Here is an 18,160-nt window from a genome sequence, read left to right as displayed (position 1 = left end):
GCCGGGAAAACCCTGGCCGGCAAGCCGGCTCCGCCCGGCCAGGAATGCAGACTGGCTAATCGGTGCCGGGAGCCGCCACCGGCAGGCCCACCGAGGCGGCGATATCCGCCATCCGCTTGTCGTATGTGACCAGCACGTCGAGCGCATCGCCAAGGATCTGGGCGCTTGCCACGTGCAATGCGTCCAATGTTCGAATCCCGGCAGGAAGCGCTGCTGCGGAATCCCGGACCTCCTCGGTCAACAGGATCTCGGTGAAGTTACGAGCCAGCATCTGCATGGCGTCCGGATAGTCTCCGATCCGGTCGAGGGTGCGTACCGTCTCGACGAACCCGACAGAGCTGGTCGCCATCGGCATGCCGGCCCGGTCTGCCAGAAACTCCTTCAGCTGCGTCACGTGGGTGCGGCCGGAGAGCAGCGTGATCAAGGCGGACGAGTCGAGGTAGATCACCGATCATCGTCCTCACGGTCTGCCAGGAGCAGATCGAGAGGCGACACGTCGGACGGCACGTCGTAACGGGGCAACCGATCGAGATCGCTCGTGGTGGTCGCCTTGAGGCGGATCGCGCCTTTGGCCACCAGGGACGCGTATCTGCCGAGTGTCCCTGAACCCGGCAGCAGGACGGCGATCACGCTGCCGTGCCGCGTCACCTCGATCGACTCGCCCCGCTCGACCCGGGCGAACATCGCGCTCGGGTTGTAGGAGAACTCACGCACGGAAACGGTGCTCACAACACGCCTCCCTTGTGCCGACAACGCCATCATTGTACCTACACGGCTGGCCGCTTGCCTGCACGCCGCGCGATCGGAGTCAGTTGGCGCGGGTGAGGGAGGCGTAGATGGCCAGGTGCCGCTTGAGGACCACGTCCGGATGGAAGGTCTGCTCGTACCGCAGCCGGGCCGGGGCGGACAGCAGCGCGGCACCGGCCCGCGCGACCGGAAGCGCGGCGGCCAGCGCGGCCGGGTCCGGCGGGACCACCCAGCCGGCGGTGCCGCCGAGTAGGCCGGCCGGGACCGCCGGCGGACCGGCCGGCGGCGGGGCGTGACCGGCGACCGCCGAGGCGACCGCGGCCGGGCCGGTGCCGGCGGGCTCGTGCGGGGCGTCCGCGCCGACCAGGTACGGGATGCCGCCGAGCGCGGTACCGAGCACCGGCCGTCCACTGGCCAACGCCTCGATGATCACGGTGGGCAGCACGTCGTGCCACATCGAGGCGGCGATCACCACGGCACTCGCCTCGACGGCGGCGCGTACCCCGTCCCGGTCGAGTTGGCCCAGGTAGACGACGTCGGCGCGCTCGGCGGCGGCGGCCTCGACCAGCGGGCGCAGCTCACCGTCACCGGCCACCCGCAGCGTGCCGAGGCTGCCCACCGGGTGCCGCCGCCACGCGTCCAACAGCAGGTCGACACCCTTCTCCGGGGTCAGCCGGGCCAGGAAGAGAAAGCCGTCGCCGAGCGGGGTAGGTGCACCCGGGTCGGGCACCGCGTTGGGCTTGACCACGATCCGCTCGGCCGGGATGCCGTAGTCGGTCAGGTGGTCGGCGATGGCCGAGGTGAGCGCGATGAACCGGTCCACCGAACGCCAGGTGCCCCGGTGCACGGCCAGGGTGGCCGCCATCAGCGCGCTCTGCGCCCGCGAGTCGCGGTAGCAGCGGTGCACGATCGACGGCACGGCCAGCGCCCGGCCCTTGCAGTCCTGGCAGATGACGCCGTCGCGGAAATAGATCCCCGACGAGCAGACCTGCCGGTAGTTGTGCACCGTCTGCACCACCGGCACCCCGTGCTTGTGCGCGGTCCGCACCACCCACGGCGACAGCAGCGGGTACGGGTTGTGCAGGTGCAGCACGTCCGGCCGGTGCTCGGTGAGCAGCCGGGACAGCTCCTGCTGGGCGCGCGGGGCGTAAATCGGTGAGATCGGCAGCAGCGCCTTGGCCGACTTCGGCATCGACGGGATCTCATCCGAGCTGCGGATGAACGGCAACACCTCGACCCCGGCGGCGGTGAGCTGCCCGATCTCCGAGTCCACCATCGTGTTCTCACCCGACGGCTGGGCTTCCCGGTACCGGTTGTGCGCCACCACGATTCTCACAGAGCTTGTCCTTCGTTCGCGACTGTGCCGGTTTCTGCTCGCGACTGCGGGGCTCGCAAGCTCACTCCTCGCACTCACGGCAGGGACTCGCAAGCTCATTCCTCGCGCTCACGGGAAGGAAGGCTACCGTGATGTGATGCCCGAACTACCGGAGGTGGAAGCGCTCGCCGGCTACCTACGTGAGCGTGCCGTGGGGCGACGCGTCGACCGGGTCGAGGTCGCCGCGATCAACGCCCTCAAGACGTACGACCCGGCGCCCACGGCGGTGTCGGGCCAGGCGGTCGTGGACGCCCGGCGACACGGCAAGTACCTCGACGTGATCTTCGACGGTGACCTGCACCTGGTGGTGCACCTGGCCCGCGCCGGCTGGCTGCACTACCGCGAGGCGTTCCCGTCGACCACTCCGCTGCGCCCCGGCAAAGGTCCGATCGCCCTGCGGGTACGCCTCGACGACGGCTCCGGGTTCGACCTCACCGAGGCCGGCACCCAGAAGAAGCTGGCCGCCTACCTGGTGACCGACCCGGCGCAGGTCCCCGGGGTCGCCAAGCTCGGGCCGGACGCGCTCGACGCCGACCTGGCCACCTTTACCGAACGGCTACGCAGCCGACGGGGGCAGGTCAAGGGGGTGCTGACCGACCAGGCGGTGCTGGCCGGGGTCGGCAACGCGTACTCCGACGAGATCCTGCACGCGGCGAAGCTGTCCCCGTTCGCGATCACCGACCGGCTCACCGACGACCAGCTCGCCACCCTGCACGCGGCCACCCGGGCGGTGCTCGGCGAGGCGGTACGCCGCTCCGCCGGGCACCGGGCGGCGGAGCTGAAAGGCGAGAAACGCTCCGGACTGAAGGTGCACGCCCGCACCGGGCTGCCCTGCCCGGTCTGTGGCGACACGGTGCGGGAAGTGTCGTTCGCCGACTCCAGCCTCCAGTACTGCCCGACGTGTCAGACCGGCGGCAAACCGCTCGCTGACCGTCGGTTGTCCCGCCTCGTACGCTGAGTCACAACCCGCCATTGTTACGGAGAGGTATCGCCTGCGGCGCGTGGAACCTCCCCGTCCGCGCTCTACCCCGGTGGCCGTCCATCGGTATAGTGGCTCGGTCCCCGGCTTCGAAAACTGACGTGAAGTCGGCCGGTTCCTCGTTGGCGACCCCAGACGCAAAGCCCCCCGGCTCCGCGTTTGACCCGCCGCCAGCGTGGGAGACTGGAACGGTGGGCGACCCGGGCCCCTCACGGCGAGTGAGCGGCGCGTGTCATGCGGGAGGACATGGGTTGAGGTGACGACAAGCCTCCAGCGCCCGGTAACCAACACAGGCCGGAGCAGACTCGTGCGGCACGTGGACAGCTTCGAGATCCAGCCGCCGACACCGCCGTCACACAACGGGGTGCCCCGGTCGGCCTGGGCTCGCGCCCGACGCCGGGTGTCCCGCTGGCACCGCCCGTACATCGCCGCGCTGTTGCTGCTCGACTTCGCCGCCGTGGTGTTGGCGGACTGGGTCGCCCAGGAGGCATTCGGCCAGGCACGCGCGGGCTTCTACAACGCGCAGGCGGACCCGACCTGGTTCTACACGGTGGTCTTCCTGCTGGTGCCGCTCGGCTGGTTGGTGGCCCTCTGGGGCAACCGGGCCTACGACCGGCGTTACCTCGGACTCGGCCCGGAGGAATACAAGCGGGTCATCCGGGGTGGTGTCGCGGTCGCCGCGACCGTCTCGTTCGTCGCGTTCGCCACCAAGACCGACCTCTCGCGTTACACGGTGGGGTTCGCCCTCGCCGGGGCCTTGGTGCTGGTCCTCCTCTTCCGGATCACCGCGCGGTTCGTGCTGCACCGCATCCGGGGTCGGGCCGGGCACGCCGGGCACCGGATGGTGCTGGTGGGCACCCTGCCGGAGTGCCTGGAGGTCTACATCGCGGTCACCCGCAACCCGAGCGCCGGCCTGGTGCCGGTGGCCATCCACATCACCGACGGGTACGCCGCCGCCCGGGGCATCGAGACCCCCGTCCCGGTGTACGCCGGGCGGGACGTGCTGGCCCTGGTCCGGGAGGTCGGCGGGGACACCATCGCGGTCTGCGGCTCGGCCAGCGCCGAGCCGGGTGAGCTGCGCCGGCTGGCCTGGCAGCTGGAAGGCTCCGGTGTCGACCTGGTGGTCGCCCCGCAGCTCACCGACATCGCCGGCCCCCGGGTGCACATCCGCCCGATCGAGGGCCTGCCGCTGCTGCACGTGGAGGAGCCGACCCTGTCCGGGCCGGCGCTGCTGGCCAAGAACCTGATGGACCGGGTCGCCGCCGGGCTGGGCCTGCTGCTGCTGGTGCCGGTCTTCCTCGCCGTCGGGCTGGCCATCCGGCTCTCCGACCCCGGGCCGGTCTTCTTCCGCCAGCCCCGGGTCGGCCACGAGGGGCGGACATTCCGGGTCTGGAAGTTCCGCACCATGTACGTCAACGCCGAGGAACGACTGGCCGGCCTGGTCGACCAGAACGAGACCGACGGCATGTTGTTCAAGATGAAGCAGGACCCCCGGGTGTTCCCGGTGGGCCGTTTCCTGCGGGCCTCCTCGCTGGACGAGCTGCCCCAGCTGATCAACGTGCTGTGGGGGGAGATGTCGCTGGTGGGGCCGCGTCCGCTGCCCGCCGACGACGGCGACTTCCTCGGCGACGTACGGCGTCGGCTGCTGGTCCGTCCCGGGATGACCGGGCTGTGGCAGGTCTCCGGCCGCTCCGACCTGTCCTGGGACGAGGCGGTCCGGCTCGACCTCTACTACGTCGACAACTGGTCGCTGGCGTACGACCTGAGCATCCTGTGGCGCACGGTCGGTGTGGTGCTGGCCCGCAAGGGCGCGTACTGAACCCCTTGGCGTGGCGGCCCGGACAGGTCAGGATCGCGGGGTGGGTGGCAACCTCTCCGCCGTGGTCGGCGTCGTCTCGCTGGTGACCGCGCTCGCCGCCGCGCTCTGGGCGGCGCTGCGGCTACGTGGTCGACGGGGCATCGCCACCGCCACCCAACGGGCCACCTACGAGGTGCTGCACACCGCCGGGCTGGCCGCCGAACCACTGCGTACCGGGCTGCACCCGGCGGGCGCGGCGAAGGCCGTACGCCATCTGCGGGCGTTGGTGGGGGCGGCCGGGCTGGCGTTGACGGACGCCGACACGCTGCTCGCCCTCGACGGGCGCGGCGGGCACCACGGCGACCAACTGCTCGCGGCGGCCCGGCGGGTGGCCGAAACCGGCCGGTCGACGGTGCTGGGCGAGTCGGAGCTGCACTGCGACCGGGTGGACTGCCTGGTCCGGGGGGCGGTGGTGGCGCCACTGTCAGCCGACGGCCGGGTGGTCGGGGCACTCGTCGCGGTGGCCGACGGGCCACCCGAGCCGGGCCTGGTGCAGGCCACCCTGGAGACCGCGCACTGGGCCGGCAACCAGCTCTCGCTGGCCGAGCTGGACTCGTCGCGGGAGCGGCTGGCCCGCGCCGAGATCCGGGCGTTGCGGGCACAGATCAGCCCGCACTTCATCTACAACGCGTTGACCGCGATCGGGTCGTTCGTGCGCACCGACCCGGAGCGGGCCCGGGAGCTGATCCTGGAGTTCGCCGAGTTCACCAGGTATTCCTTCCGGGCGCACGGGGAGTTCACCACCCTCGCCGAGGAGTTGCGTTCCATCGACCGCTATCTGACCATCGAACGGGCCCGGTTCGGTGACCGGTTGCAGGTGCGGTTGCAGATCGCCCCGGAGGTGCTGCCGGTGACCCTGCCGTTCCTGTGCCTGCAACCGTTGGTGGAGAACGCGGTACGGCACGGGTTGTCGCGCAAGCCCGGTACCGGCATGGTGAGCATCGAGGCCCGGGACGCGGGTGCCGAGTGTCACATCACGGTGGAGGACGACGGAGTGGGGATGGACCCGGCCACGCTGACCGCAGGGATCGCCGAGCTGACCCGGGCCGGCAGCGACCCGACCGACGACCCCGGCCAGCACGTCGGCCTGTCCAACGTCGACGAGCGGCTCCGCTCGGTCTTCGGCGACGGGTTCGGCCTGGTCGTCGAGACGGGCCCCGGCTCGGGTACGAAGGTGAGCCTGCGGATTCCGAAGTTCCACCCGGGCGTACGGGCCGGCGCGTGAACGAGCGGGCCGGCACGGTGAACGCGTCCGGGTTCCTGCGGGTGCTGGCCGTCGACGACGAACCACCGGCGCTCGACGAGTTGGCGTACCACCTGCGGGCCGATCCCCGGGTGGCCCGGCTGCACACGGCCGGGGACGCCACCGAGGCGTTGCGGGTGCTGCGGGACACCGACGTGGACGTGGTCTTCCTCGACATCCGGATGCCCGGACTGGACGGGATGGAGTTGGCCCGGGTGCTGCGCCGGTTCGCCCGGCCGCCCGCGATCGTCTTCGTCACCGCGTACGACGACGGGGCGGTCGACGCGTTCGACCTGGGCGCCACCGACTACGTCCGCAAGCCGGTACGCGCCGAACGGCTCGCCGAGTCGCTGCGCCGGGTGATGGGTTCCCGGGTGGTGCCGTCGCATCCGGCGGCGCTGGCCCGCGCCGAGGAGGACCCGACCATCCCGGTGGAGCTGGCCGGGACGACCCGGATGCTGCCCCGCTCGGCGGTGCGCTGGGTGGAGGCGCAGGGCGACTACGCCCGGCTGCACACCGCCGACGGGTCGCACCTGGTCCGGGTGTCGCTGGCCACCCTCGCCGAACGTTGGGCGGACGCGGGTTTCGTGCGCATCCACCGGTCGTACCTGGTGCAGTTGCGGCTGATCGCGGAGCTGCGCCTGGTCAACTCGGGGTACGTGGTGCTGATCGACGCCGCCGAGTTGCCGGTGAGCCGCCGGCACACCCGGGAGCTGAAGGACAAACTGGTCCGCGCCGCCAAACAGGACTGGAACCGCTGAGCAGGCCCGCGCTGCCGCCACCGCACGGCCGGCCCTGATCGTCGCGCTGTCGGCGAGGTCGCGGAGACGGCCGACCCCTATAACCCGCGCTGTCGGCGAGGTCGCGGTGACTGCCGGCCCGGAACACGCGACGTCGGTGACGGAGTGCCCGGGAGGCCGCGACTTCAGCCCCCTGGCCTGGGGACGGCGAAGGGCGCCCCGGTCTGGCCGGGGCGCCCTTCGCCGTTGGGGCGGGTCAGCGCGGGGAGTGGGTACCCACGCCTGAGTCGATCACCTTGAACCTGCTGCCGGGGGACGTGGCCCGGCCCGTGGGCGGGGTGGCCGTGCCCGGGTAGACCCAGAGCGTGCCGACCACATCGGCGACCACATGTGTGTTACCGGAGTGGTTGTAGACGTTGAATCCCTGCGTGGGGCCGAGGATGCCCAGCACCGCGTTGGAGACCGTCTGCCCGGCGGCCGGGTTGAGGTTGCTCGCCGTGGGCCGGGTCATCGCCGAGTCGGCCGGCCACACCGTGAGCACGGTGTTGCTGGTCGGGGTGACCGCGGTGACGTTCATCGCGAGCACCTGCGTGCTGGGGGTCAGCATGCTCGCCGGCGCGGTGACCTTGCCGACCGCGGTCGGCCCGAGCACGCTCGGCAGGCCCTGGCCGATCCGGCTGTCCGCGATCCGGGTCGGCGACATCGGCGTGAACCGCAGGCCGTCCGGAACCGTGCCGTCGTCGATCACGCCCACCACGTCCACCACCAGGTGGGTGGTCTGCGAGGTGTAGATCGCGAACTGCGGGGCCCGCTTGCCACCGCACTCGGTGCACTCGACCGTCTCCACGATCGCGAGGTTCGGCACCACCTTGCCCGCCGGGTAGTTGACCGTGGACGCGGTGGGCACGTCCCCCTGCCCGGTCCAGGCCGTCAGGTAGCCGGCCTTGCGGGGCGAGACGGCGGTGATGTTGACGACGAGCGCCCGGATGTTGGCGTTGACGTTGCCGAAGCTGAGCCAACTCTCCATGTAGTAGGTGGCGGGCAGGGGAGCGCCGTCGTCCCGGGTGTCGTAGAGGCGGTACGGCTTGATCCACTGGTACTGGCCGCCCGGCCCCCGGCTGGAGAGCGAGTTGTTTCCCGCCCAGACGCCCGCCACGTCGACCACGACGTCCGTCGACCCGGCGTGGTTGTAGACCGACACCTTGCCGCCCGAGCCCACCTTAACGGTGACGCTGTTCGAGCCGAGCCACGACTTCGCGAAGTTGATCGAGGAAGCGGTGGGGCGGCTCTGGCCGGCAGGGTAGAGAGTCAGAAAGCTCCCCGCCGTCGGGCCGACGACTGTCACGTTCAGCACGACCGAGCCGACACCGCTGCTCGGCACGCCGCCCCGACCGGTGACCTGGAGGTCGACCTTCTTACCCGGGCCGATCTTGGCCTTGGGCGCACCCAGCCCGGAACGGGTGTCCATCAACCGCTTCGGCGTCAGCGGGTAGTAGCTGCCGGTGACACCCCGGAAGCCCTCCACGGCCAACTGCACCCGGCGGGTGCCGGAGGCGCTGTCATCGGCGAGCAGCAGGCTCGCCTGCTGCACCCCCTCCTTTGTCGGGTTGGCCGCGACAGAGACGGTGCAGGTCTGGCCCGGGGCCAGCGTCCGACCGGTGCAGTTCGAGCCGAGCAGGGCGAACGCCCCGGGCGTCGGGCCACCGAGGCTGGCCGCCCCGAAGGTGACCGGGGCACTACCGACGGACCGGAAGGTCACCGTCCGGGCCGCGCTGGGTACCGCGATCTCTTGGTAGTTGAAACTGACCGGGTTGGGCTCGCCGTGCGCGACCGCGTAGTCCACGGACGAGTTCCAGCGCAGCTCACCGCTGACCGTGCCGGTGTAGTTGGTGCTGTCCCGGCAGCTGTACTCGTACGCGGCGGCGAAGGCGTCGACCCGGCCGGTGTCGCTGTCCCGGTCGGCCTGCCGGACCTTGATCCAGCCGGAGACGTGGCCGCAGCCGCGCCCGTCGGAGGCCAGGTCCATGGCGGCGGTGCCGCCGTCGCCCTGCCAGGTCGCCTGGTAGGTCTGACCGGCGGTCCACTGCTCGCCGGCCGGCGGCTGGATGCTGAGTCGCACGTAGGAGCCGGCCCGGTTGGTATCGACGGCCAGCCGGTCGTTGCTCTGCGCGACCACGGAGATGGTGGAGTTGTCGCGGTCGAAGACGTCGGACTGGTAGATCGGATAGCCGCCGGTCTGGTCGCCGACGTCGACGGTGAGGACCGTGTACGGCGCGGTGGGCGCGGCCAGCGCCATCCCCGGCAGTACGGCCAGCGCACAGGCCCCGGCAATGCTCATGCCGAGTAGAGCGCGAAAAATGCGCATGAATACCCCGTGAAGAAGGAAGAGTGATTGTGGACCACACACTATGGGCGGTGATCACGAGCGGCAAGGCCATATCGACGGAATGCCAAGAAAGGGCATTGCGCCCTTACCGGATCGACGACCGGCACCGTGTCCGAAGCTCGTTCGCCCTGCATGGCAGGCGTCCGCCATTCATCGTCGGAAAACACGAGAGCGCCCCGACCGGGTGGTCGGGGCGCTCTGCGGGTGACGACTGACGGTCAGCCGTCGGGGTGGCTGTCGGTCAGCTCCGGTTCGCGGCCGGAACCGCGCTCGGCTTGGCCTTGCCGCCCTTCAGCGACGTGGCCGACTTGGCCGTGGACGCCGGCGGGTAGTAGAACGTGCCCACCACGTCGGCGACCAGGTGCGTGCTGCCGGACAGGTTGTTGACGTTGAACGCGTACTCCGGGCCGATGACGCCGAGCACGCCGTTGGAGACGACCTGGCCCGCGTACGGGTTCAGGTTGCTCGTGGCGGGCTTTTCGACGCTGTCGAGGTCGGCCGGCCAGGTGGTGATGACCGTGTTCTTGGTCGGGGTGACGGCGGTGACGTTCATCGCCAGCACCTCGGTGTCGGGCGTGACCAGCGCGCCCGGGGCGGTGACCTTACGGGTGCCGTTGGCCGGGATGGCCCCGGAGATACCCAGGTTGGAGCGGCTGTCCACGATCCGGGTCGGGCTCAGCGGCGCGAACCGCATGCCGTACGGGGACTCACCGTCGTCGACCACACCGACCAGGTCGACCAGGACGTGCGCCGCCTGCGAGGTGTAGATGTGGAACTTCGGCGCACCCGTGGTGCACCAACCGTTCAGCTCACTGCCGGTGCAGGGGGTGGTCTGCACGAAGGTCAGGTTGGGCACGTTCGTGCCGGCGAGGTAGTTCACCGTCGAAGCGGTCGGCCGGGCGCCCTTGCCGGACCACGCGGTGAGGAAGCCGGACTTGGCCGGCGACACCGCGGTGACGTTGAAGACGAACGACTTGACGTGCGGGTTGTAGTCGTCGCCGAAGTCGAGCGAGTATTCCAGCACCTGACCCGCCGGGGGCTTACCCTCCGGGTCCTCGCGGCTGTCCCACATGCGCTCCGGCAGGTACCACTCGTACTGGCCGCCGGCACGGTTGGTGAGGCTGTTGTCGCCCGCGTAGAAGCCGACCACGTCGACGATCACGTCGGTCGAGCCGCTGTTGTTGAAGACCGAGACCTTGCCACCGGAGCCGAGCTTCACGGTGACGTTGTTGGAGCCCAGCCAGCCCTTGGCGAAGTTGACCGAGGAGGCGGTGGGGCGGGACTCACCGGTCGGGTAGGCGGTGAGGAAGCTGGCGGCGCTGGGACCGGTGACGGTCACGTTCAGCACGACCGCGCCGACGCCGCTGGCCGGTACGCCACCACGGCCGGCGACCTGGAGGTCGACCTTCTTGCCGGCACCGATCTTGCCGATCGGGGCACCCGTGCCGTTACGGGTGTCCAGCAGGCGGGCCGGGGCGACCGGGTAGTAGGCACCGGTCACGTCGTCGAGGGCCGCCGCCTTCTGCAGCGGTGCGGAGACGGGAGCCGCGGAGGCCGTACCCGGCACCACGGCCAGTGCACATGCTCCGGCGAGAGTGACGCCGAGGATAGTGCGAATTTTGCGCATAGAGACCCCGTGTTCGAAGAGGAAAGGATTGGCCGCCCCAGCGTAGGGGCCCGGGTCAATGCCGGCAAGGCCGATACAGATGACCGCCCGGTGACGTTCCGGTGAGGACGAATCACACGAAATGCCACCGGCATCCTCGGCCCGTCGCTGTCGTCCACAGGATGGCCGCCTTGTCCACAGGTTGTCCACACCCCCCGGTGGACGACACTTGACATTCGGGCCGGGCCCGCGAGACTGCCCGGGTGACCGCCCACCACGATCCCGAACCGACACCCCGGGACCCCGGGCCACCGGCCGCCCGGCCGACCGGGCGGGTACGGATCGTGCTGGCCGGCGTCTCCCGTCGGGACACCCGGGCCGACCACACCCGCACCGAGTTGGCCCAGCAGACCCGGGTCGGTGAGGCGCTGGTGCGGGGCCTGGTCCGGGCGCAACTCACCCTCGCCCTGCGACTGAGCCTGCTGGTGCTGGTCGGGCTGGGCGGGCTGCCCTGGCTGTTCGCCATCGCACCCCCGGTCGGCCGGGTCACCGTGCTCGGGGTCAACCTGCCCTGGCTGCTGCTCGGGGTGGTCTCCTTCCCGTTCCTCATCGCCGTCGGCTGGGCGTACGTGTGGCTCGCCGAACGCAACGAACAGGACTTCGTCGACCTCGTCCAGCGGCCGGAACGCTGAGATGGGCAACGGGTACGTCGTCCCGGCGATCGTCGCGGTCACCCTGGTCACCGTCGGTATCGGCTTCTACGGTCTGCGCCTGGCCCGGACCACCTCCGACTTCCTGGTGGCGTCCCGGACGGTCAGTCCGACCTGGAACGCCGCCGCGATCGGCGGGGAGTACCTGTCGGCGGCGAGCTTCCTCGGCATCGCCGGGCTGATCCTCAAGTACGGCGTCGACGTGCTCTGGTACCCGGTCGGTTTCGCCGCCGGCTACCTGGCGCTGCTGCTCTTCGTCGCCGCGCCGCTGCGCCGCTCCGGGGCGTTCACCCTGCCCGACTTCTGCGAGCTGCGGCTCGGCTCCCGCCGGCTGCGCACCCTGGCCACCGTGTTCGTCATCTTCATCGGCTGGCTCTACCTGGTGCCGCAGTTGCAGGGTGCCGGGCTGACCCTGGCCACGGTGGCCGGCTCGCCCTACCCGGTGGGGGCGCTGCTGGTCGCGGCGGTGGTCACCACCAACGTGGCGTTCGGCGGGATGCGCGCGATCACCTTCGTCCAGGCCTTCCAGTACTGGCTGAAGCTGACCGCGCTCGCCGTACCCGCGATCTTCCTGGCCCTGCAGTGGCAGGCCGACGCCCGCCCGGCGGTGACCCCGCCCGACGGGCCGGCGTTCCGCACCGCGACCACCGTCGTGGTCGAGCACCGCGCGGCCCTCACCTTCCCCGACGGCACCATCCGTGAGGTACGCCCCGGCGACCAGCTCAGCTTCGCCGCCGGTGACCCGGTGCCCGAGGTGTCCGGGGCCGCCACCGGGGCCGCCGACTGGCTGCTGCCCAGCGCCGCCGGGGACGACGACCGGGGGCTGTTCGCCACCTACTCGCTGATCCTGGCGACCTTCCTCGGCACCATGGGACTGCCCCACGTGCTGGTGCGCTTCTACACCAACCCCGACGGCGCGTCGGCCCGGCGGACCACCCTGGTGGTGCTGGCGCTGGTCGGCGTCTTCTATCTGCTACCCACCCTCTACGGCGTGCTCGGCCGGATCTACACCCCGCAACTGCTGGTCAGCGGGCAGACCGACGCGGTGGTGGTGCTGCTTCCCGAGGCGGCGCTCGGCAGCGGCGTCACCGGGCGGCTGCTTGCCGCCCTGGTCGCAGCCGGGGCGTTCGCCGCCTTCCTGTCCACCTCGTCCGGGCTGCTCACCAGCGTCGCCGGGGTGATCTCCACCGACGTGCTGGGACGCGGCTCGGTACGCGGCTTCCGGCTGGCCACGGTGATCGCCGGCGGGGTGCCGGCGGTGCTCGCGCTGAACGTCTCCGGGCTGGACGTCTCCCAGGTGGTCGGGCTGGCCTTCGCCGTCGCCGCGTCCAGCTTCTGCCCGCTGCTGGTGCTCGGCATCTGGTGGCGCGGCCTGACCGACCTCGGTGCGGCGGCCGGGGTGCTGGTCGGCGGCGGGGCGGCGATCGGCGCGGTGCTGGTCACCGTGCTCGGCCCCCCGTTGTCCGGCTGGCCGGCCACCCTCACCACCCAACCGGCCGCCTGGACGGTGCCGCTCGCCTTCACCGTGATGATCGCCGTGTCGATGGCGACCCGCCGTCGCACCCCCGTCGACGTCGGGGCCACCATGCTCCGCCTGCACACGCCCGAGTCACTGCGCTCCTGACCGTTTCGTCCCGGTCGTCCGGGGTCATGCCAGGATCGACGGGGCGGTCACGTCACGTCTCGGATCCTTCACCGTGCGCGACCGTCCGTCTCGGGGATGAGCCCGGATCGTCCCCCGGCGGGAGCAGCCACTCGCCCGGCCCGGATACGGTCGACACATGACTGGTGAACACCCTGCGCTGGCACTCCGCGGCCTGGCCAAGCAGTTCGACGGCAAGGTGGCGGTCGCCGGGGTGGACCTGGCCGTCCCCGCCGGCTCGTTCTACGGCCTCCTCGGCCCCAACGGCGCCGGCAAGACCACCACCCTGTCGATGGCCGTCGGACTGCTCCGACCCGACCACGGCAACGCGTGGGTGCTCGGGCACGACGTCTGGGGTGACCCGGTCGAGGCGAAACGGCTGCTCGGCGTCATGCCCGACGGCGTCCGGCTGTTCGACCGGCTCACCGGCGCGGAGCTGCTGGCGTACCACGGGCTGCTGCGCGGGATGGACCCGGCGGTGGTCGACCAGCGGGCGGCGGAGCTGCTCGACGTGCTGGCCCTCACCGACGCCGGCCGGACCCTGGTCGTCGACTACTCCGCCGGCATGAAGAAGAAGATCGGCCTGGCCTGCGCGCTGCTGCACGGCCCCCGGCTGCTGGTGCTCGACGAGCCGTTCGAGGCGGTCGACCCGGTGTCGGCGGCGCTGATCCGCGACATCCTGCACCGGTACGTGGTCGGCGGCGGGACCGTCGTCTTCTCCAGCCACGTGATGGAGGTCGTCGAGCGGCTCTGCTCGCACGTGGCGATCCTCGCCGACGGCACCATCAAGCGGGTCGGCACCCTCGCCGAGGTGCGTGGCGAGCGTTCCCTGGAGGACGTCTTCGTCGAGGTCGTCGGCGGCCGGACCGCTACCGGTGAGGAGCTGGCGTGGCTGTCCCGGTGAGCACACCCGCCGAGCGGGTCCGCCCGGTCTCCCCGCGCCACTTCGTCCGGCTCAAGCTGCGGGTGATGGGCAACAACTTCCGGGGCCAGGGCTGGCGGATCGCGCTCTTCGTGGTCGGGGTGGTGGTCGGGCTCTGGTTCGCGGCCGGCGGTTTCCTGATGTTCGCCGCCCCCGGCTTCGCCGACGAACCCCGCTACGCGGTGATGGCGGCGGCGTTCGGTGGCGGGGTGCTCGTCCTCGGCTGGCTGCTGCTGCCACTGGTCTTCTTCGGCGTCGACGAGACCCTCGACCCGGCCCGGTTCGCCCTGCTGCCGCTGTCCCGCCGCACCCTGGTCACCGGCCTGTTCGCGGCGGCGCTGATCAGCGTGCCGGTGTTCGCGGTGCTGGTCGCGGTCGCCGGGCTGGTGGTCAGCGCCGCGCTGCTCGGTGGCGCGGCGGCCGGCGTCGTCGCCGCCGTCGGCGTGGTCGCCGGGGTGCTGCTCTGCGTCGCCGCCAGCCGCGCGGTGACCAGCGCATTCGCCACCATGCTGCGGTCCCGCCGGGTCCGCGACCTGGCCGCCGTGCTGCTCGCCGTGGTCGCCGCGCTGCTCGGCCCGTTGCAGCTCGTGGTGCTGGCCGCGGTACGCACCGCCGACTGGGACCGGCTCGTCGGGGTGGCCCGGATCGTCGGCTGGACCCCGTTCGGCGCACCCTGGACGATCGGCCTGGACGTGGCCGAGGGCCGGGCCTGGGCGGTGCCCGTCAAGCTGCTGATCACCGCGGTCACCATCGGGGCGCTGCTGCTCTGGTGGTCCCGGTCGCTGGAGTCGGCGATGGTCGGCGCGGCGAGCGCCGCCCCGACCAAGACCCGCCAGGCACCGACCGGCGGCGCGATCGCCCAACTCTTCCCCCGCGCGGTCGGCTGGGCCCGCCGGGACCGGTTCGGCGCGCTGGTGGCCCGCGAGTGCCGCTACTGGTGGCGCGACGCCCGACGACGGGCCAACCTGATCACCATCGCCGTGGTCGGGATCTTCGTCCCGGTGATGGTCAACCTCGGTGGCGCGGGCTTCGCCGTCGGCCAGGAGGGCTTCGAATCCACCGGGGACCCGTCGCCGGTGCTGCTCAGCATCTCGATGATCTTCGTCGGCGTGCTCGCCTCGGTGACCCTGGCCAACCAGTTCGGCTTCGACGGCAGCGCCTACGCGGCGAACGTCGTGGCCGGGGTCCCGGGTCGGCTGGAACTGCGCGCCCGGATGACCGCCTTCTCCGTGTACGTGCTGCCGATGCTCGGTCTCGTCTCCCTGATCATCAGCGGGGTGCTCGGCCGGCCGGAGTGGTTCGGGGTGGCGGCGGGCGCACTGCTCGCCTCGTACGGGGTGGGATTGGCGATCAACGGGTTCATCTCGGTGCTCGGGGCGTACTCGCTGCCGGAGACGAGTAACCCGTTCGCGATGAACGGCGGTTCCGGGGTCGCCAAGAGCATGCTCACCCTGCTGTCCATGGTCGGCTCGGCGGCTGCCGCCGTACCGATGGTGGTGGCCGCGGGCCTGCTCGGCGACGTCTGGCTCTGGCTGGCCCTGCCGGTCGGCGCGGCGTACGGGGTGGGGGCGGCGCTGCTCGGGGCGTACCTGGCCGGGGACGTGCTGGACCGCCGGATGCCGGAGCTGCTGTCGACCGTCACCCCCCGCCGCTGATGCCGGTCGTCGAGGCGGTCACCACCGTCGCGGTCCCACCGGAGGTGGCATTCGCGGTGTCGCAGACCGTCGCGCCGGTGCGCTACCGGTGGGACCCGTTCGTCCGCGAGCAACACTTCGTCGACGGTGCCACCCGCCCCGGCAAAGGCGTGCGCACCTTCACCCGCTCCCGGCACGGCCTCGTGATGATCAGCGAGTACGTCTCCTTCGCCCCGCCCACGAACGTGGGGATGAAGATGGTGCGCGGCCCGTGGTTCTTCGAGATGTTCGCCGGTGGCTGGCGGTTCGCCGCGGCACCCGAGCCGGGCCACACGGTCGCCACCTGGCGGTACAGCTTCCGCTGCCGGCCGGCGTTCCTGCGCCCGGTCGCCGACCGGATCGGCGTCCGGCTGCTCACCCGGGACATCCGCCGCCGGATCGCCGGTTACGCGGCCGGCTGCGCCGACCCGCAGGTGCTGGCCGCCGCCCGTGCCGCCCTGTCCGTCGACCCTCCACCCACCGGCACGGGTACGCCCTAGCGCCGCACCGCCGTCACGGGCGGCGGGTACGGCCGACCCTGACGGTGCCGACGAAGGAACGCCAGGTGTCGGGGGTGAAGTGGAGCGTCGGGCCAGCGCGGTCCTTGCTGTCCCGGACCAGCACCACCCCGGGCAGATTGTCCGCCACCTCGACACAGTTGCCGGAGTCGTCGGAACGCGACGAGGTCCGCCAGCGCGGCTCGTCAGGGGTCATGGCGTCACCTTCAGCTTGTTGACCAGATCGAGTGAGGCGCGCTCGGCGAGCGCCTCACCCAGCAGGCTCTCCCACTTGCGTAGCATCAGTCGAATCCACTCCGGATGGTCCGCGATCTGCCCTCGGGCGGTGTTGTCCAGACACAGGACCTGCTCGCTCCCGGGCAGTTCCGCCAGCACGAACCCACCGCCCAGCGAGACGTGCGCACCGGCATCGAGCGGCAGCACATGGAGCCGCACATGAGGCAGCTCAGCAGCCTCCAGTAGCCGTCCGAGCTGCCGGTCCATCACCGCCGGCCCACCGATCGACCGCCGCAGTGCGCTCTCGTCGATGACGAAGACACACTCGGGTGGGTCGTCCCGCCCCAGTACCGCCTGTCGGCTCATCCGGAGCGCGAGGAGTTCCTCCACCCGCTCGTCGCGCTGGAGCCCGCCGGCCGAGAAGACGGCCCGCGCGTAGTCCTCCGTCTGGAGCAGCCCGGGCACCAGACACGGCTCGAAGTTGCGCAGCCGGGTTGCCTGAGCCTCGTAGCTCTGCCAGGGCAGGAACCATGACGGTGCCCGCTCCCCCTCCTGGTCTCTGGGCGCGCGCCCGGTCGGCGGGAAGGTCCGACGATCGTCTACGCGTGAGCGGCACCGAACCGGCGTGTCGTAGTCGTTTACCCGTGGACGATCATGAAAGCGAGGCCGTCTCTCGCCCCGACCTGGCAACGCGGGACGGGGCGGGGGCCACAATGTTTCACGTGAATCCAGAACCGGGTGCCGAGATCCACCACACCGACCCGTTCGCGGTGCCGACCGGGCAACGCTCGCCGGCCCGTCGGCTGCGGGGGCGGCTCGCCGCACCGGTGACGCTCTGGACCGCACCCGGCCCGGCCGGGCTGACCGTGTCGTCCACCCTGGTCGCCGAGGGGGAGCCGGACCGGCTGCTCGGCCTGATCGACCCCGAGGCCGACCTCTGGGCGGCGATCGAGGAGGCCGGCCGGTTCGCGGTGGCCCCACTCGGGCCGTCCCACCGGCAGCTCGCCGACCGGTTCGCCGGGCTCTTCCCCTCGCCGGGCGGCCTGTTCGCCACCGACACGTGGACCGACACGCCCTACGGGCCGGTGCCCGCCGACGCCGGGAGCTGGGCCGGCTGCCGCCTGGACACCGCCCGGGAGTACGGCTGGGCGCTGCTCGTCGAGGCCACCGTCGAAACGGTCGAGATCCTGACCGACACCCCGCCCCTCCTGCACCACCGGGGCCGCTACCACCAACTCCCCTGACCGGGCGGGGTGGCGTCGCAATGTCACCGATATAGCGGCTTCCTGGCCGGCGGATACTGCTATATCGACCCAAGAGAGTGGATCATGGCCGGCCGGGCGGGGCCAGGGCGGCCGGCGGGGCGGGGTCATGGTCCCGGGCGCGGGGCGGGTCGGGGCGGGCGGCGGGAAGCGGGCGGCAGGGGCCGGTGAGCGGGGTGACGTGGGTCACTGGGCGCAGGTGGGGGACCGTTCGGCGCAGGGGACTGCCGGGATCGATCTGCACCTTTTCTCGCAGGCAGGCCGCTCTCTACGGTGCGCGAAA

At 71.6% G+C, this 18,160-nt stretch carries 16 protein-coding genes and 1 pseudogene; 10 read left to right on the top strand and 7 right to left on the bottom strand.

The genetic code is table 11. The features are described 5' to 3' along the window. Positions 1 to 55: 55 nt before the first annotated feature. The 3 genes from AB0C22_RS29465 to AB0C22_RS29455 form a co-directional block, all read right to left on the bottom strand. Positions 56 to 448, bottom strand: coding sequence for a type II toxin-antitoxin system VapC family toxin (locus AB0C22_RS29465; protein ID WP_219465291.1), 393 nt, complete (start codon positions 446 to 448; stop codon positions 56 to 58). Next, positions 445 to 729, bottom strand: coding sequence for a type II toxin-antitoxin system Phd/YefM family antitoxin (locus AB0C22_RS29460; RefSeq protein ID WP_308290950.1), 285 nt, complete (start codon positions 727 to 729; stop codon positions 445 to 447). Before AB0C22_RS29460 ends, AB0C22_RS29465 begins: the two co-directional genes overlap by 4 nt. 79 nt (positions 730 to 808) lie before the next feature. After that, positions 809 to 2,083: a glycosyltransferase gene (locus AB0C22_RS29455; RefSeq protein ID WP_357538173.1), complete on the bottom strand. Its 1,275-nt coding sequence runs from the start codon at positions 2,081 to 2,083 to the stop codon at positions 809 to 811. A gap of 136 nt (positions 2,084 to 2,219) precedes the next feature. Between AB0C22_RS29455 and AB0C22_RS29450 the strand changes: the two genes are divergently transcribed. The 4 genes from AB0C22_RS29450 to AB0C22_RS29435 all read left to right on the top strand — a co-directional run bounded on the left by AB0C22_RS29450 (position 2,220) and on the right by AB0C22_RS29435 (position 6,963). After that, a complete protein-coding gene (locus AB0C22_RS29450) occupies positions 2,220 to 3,080 on the top strand; it encodes a DNA-formamidopyrimidine glycosylase family protein (protein ID WP_357538171.1) in 861 nt (286 codons plus the stop codon). 328 nt (positions 3,081 to 3,408) lie between these two features. Continuing rightward, positions 3,409 to 4,920 (top strand): sugar transferase, encoded by a 1,512-nt coding sequence (locus AB0C22_RS29445; RefSeq protein ID WP_219465297.1) that lies wholly within the window; start codon positions 3,409 to 3,411, stop codon positions 4,918 to 4,920. A gap of 40 nt (positions 4,921 to 4,960) precedes the next feature. Continuing rightward, positions 4,961 to 6,184, top strand: coding sequence for a histidine kinase (locus AB0C22_RS29440; RefSeq protein WP_208565080.1), 1,224 nt, complete (start codon positions 4,961 to 4,963; stop codon positions 6,182 to 6,184). Between the two features lie 17 nt (positions 6,185 to 6,201). After that, the gene (locus AB0C22_RS29435; RefSeq protein WP_088643667.1) at positions 6,202 to 6,963 is read left to right on the top strand and encodes a LytTR family DNA-binding domain-containing protein; all 762 of its coding nucleotides are present in this window, start codon (positions 6,202 to 6,204) and stop codon (positions 6,961 to 6,963) included. 235 nt (positions 6,964 to 7,198) lie between these two features. Here the strand turns inward: AB0C22_RS29435 and AB0C22_RS29430 are convergent, their stop codons facing one another. After that, entirely contained in the window at positions 7,199 to 9,280 is a 2,082-nt protein-coding gene (locus tag AB0C22_RS29430; protein WP_357538168.1) for a choice-of-anchor D domain-containing protein, read from the bottom strand. A gap of 289 nt (positions 9,281 to 9,569) precedes the next feature. Further along, on the bottom strand, positions 9,570 to 10,955 hold the full coding sequence (locus AB0C22_RS29425) for a hypothetical protein (protein WP_357538166.1): 1,386 nt from the start codon (positions 10,953 to 10,955) through the stop codon (positions 9,570 to 9,572). 320 nt (positions 10,956 to 11,275) lie between these two features. Here AB0C22_RS29425 and AB0C22_RS29420 point away from each other — a divergent pair, with 320 nt between their 5' ends. From AB0C22_RS29420 to AB0C22_RS29400, 5 genes are all read left to right on the top strand, one after another. Then, complete coding sequence (locus AB0C22_RS29420; protein WP_208565788.1) at positions 11,276 to 11,626, top strand: hypothetical protein; 351 nt, start codon at positions 11,276 to 11,278, stop codon at positions 11,624 to 11,626. A gap of 1 nt (position 11,627) precedes the next feature. After that, positions 11,628 to 13,268 (top strand): cation acetate symporter, encoded by a 1,641-nt coding sequence (locus AB0C22_RS29415; RefSeq protein ID WP_357538164.1) that lies wholly within the window; start codon positions 11,628 to 11,630, stop codon positions 13,266 to 13,268. A gap of 157 nt (positions 13,269 to 13,425) precedes the next feature. Then, the gene (locus tag AB0C22_RS29410) at positions 13,426 to 14,190 is read left to right on the top strand and encodes an ABC transporter ATP-binding protein (RefSeq protein ID WP_208565085.1); all 765 of its coding nucleotides are present in this window, start codon (positions 13,426 to 13,428) and stop codon (positions 14,188 to 14,190) included. Then, positions 14,175 to 15,863 carry an ABC transporter permease gene (locus tag AB0C22_RS29405; RefSeq protein ID WP_219465300.1) on the top strand — a complete coding sequence of 563 codons (1,689 nt, stop codon included), beginning with the start codon at positions 14,175 to 14,177 and terminating at the stop codon, positions 15,861 to 15,863. Before AB0C22_RS29410 ends, AB0C22_RS29405 begins: the two co-directional genes overlap by 16 nt. Next, positions 15,863 to 16,381, top strand: coding sequence for an SRPBCC family protein (locus AB0C22_RS29400; RefSeq protein WP_357538162.1), 519 nt, complete (start codon positions 15,863 to 15,865; stop codon positions 16,379 to 16,381). Before AB0C22_RS29405 ends, AB0C22_RS29400 begins: the two co-directional genes overlap by 1 nt. Positions 16,382 to 16,394: 13 nt before the next feature. Here the strand turns inward: AB0C22_RS29400 and AB0C22_RS29395 are convergent, their stop codons facing one another. After that, complete coding sequence (locus AB0C22_RS29395; RefSeq protein WP_357538160.1) at positions 16,395 to 16,595, bottom strand: DUF397 domain-containing protein; 201 nt, start codon at positions 16,593 to 16,595, stop codon at positions 16,395 to 16,397. Next, the gene (locus tag AB0C22_RS29390) at positions 16,592 to 17,440 is read right to left on the bottom strand and encodes a DUF5753 domain-containing protein (RefSeq protein ID WP_357538159.1); all 849 of its coding nucleotides are present in this window, start codon (positions 17,438 to 17,440) and stop codon (positions 16,592 to 16,594) included. Before AB0C22_RS29390 ends, AB0C22_RS29395 begins: the two co-directional genes overlap by 4 nt. On the opposite strand from AB0C22_RS29390, the pseudogene AB0C22_RS29385 reads away from it, so the two are divergent. Continuing rightward, positions 17,329 to 17,859, top strand: a pseudogene (locus tag AB0C22_RS29385) (flavin reductase family protein); the annotation flags it as partial. The gene AB0C22_RS29390 and the pseudogene AB0C22_RS29385 overlap by 112 nt on opposite strands. Positions 17,860 to 18,160: the final 301 nt, after the last annotated feature.

The sequence above is a fragment of the Micromonospora sp. NPDC048894 genome (assembly GCF_040649765.1).
GTDB classification, from domain to species: domain Bacteria; phylum Actinomycetota; class Actinomycetes; order Mycobacteriales; family Micromonosporaceae; genus Micromonospora; species Micromonospora antibiotica.
This window is presented reverse-complemented; position numbering and strand designations above follow the sequence as displayed.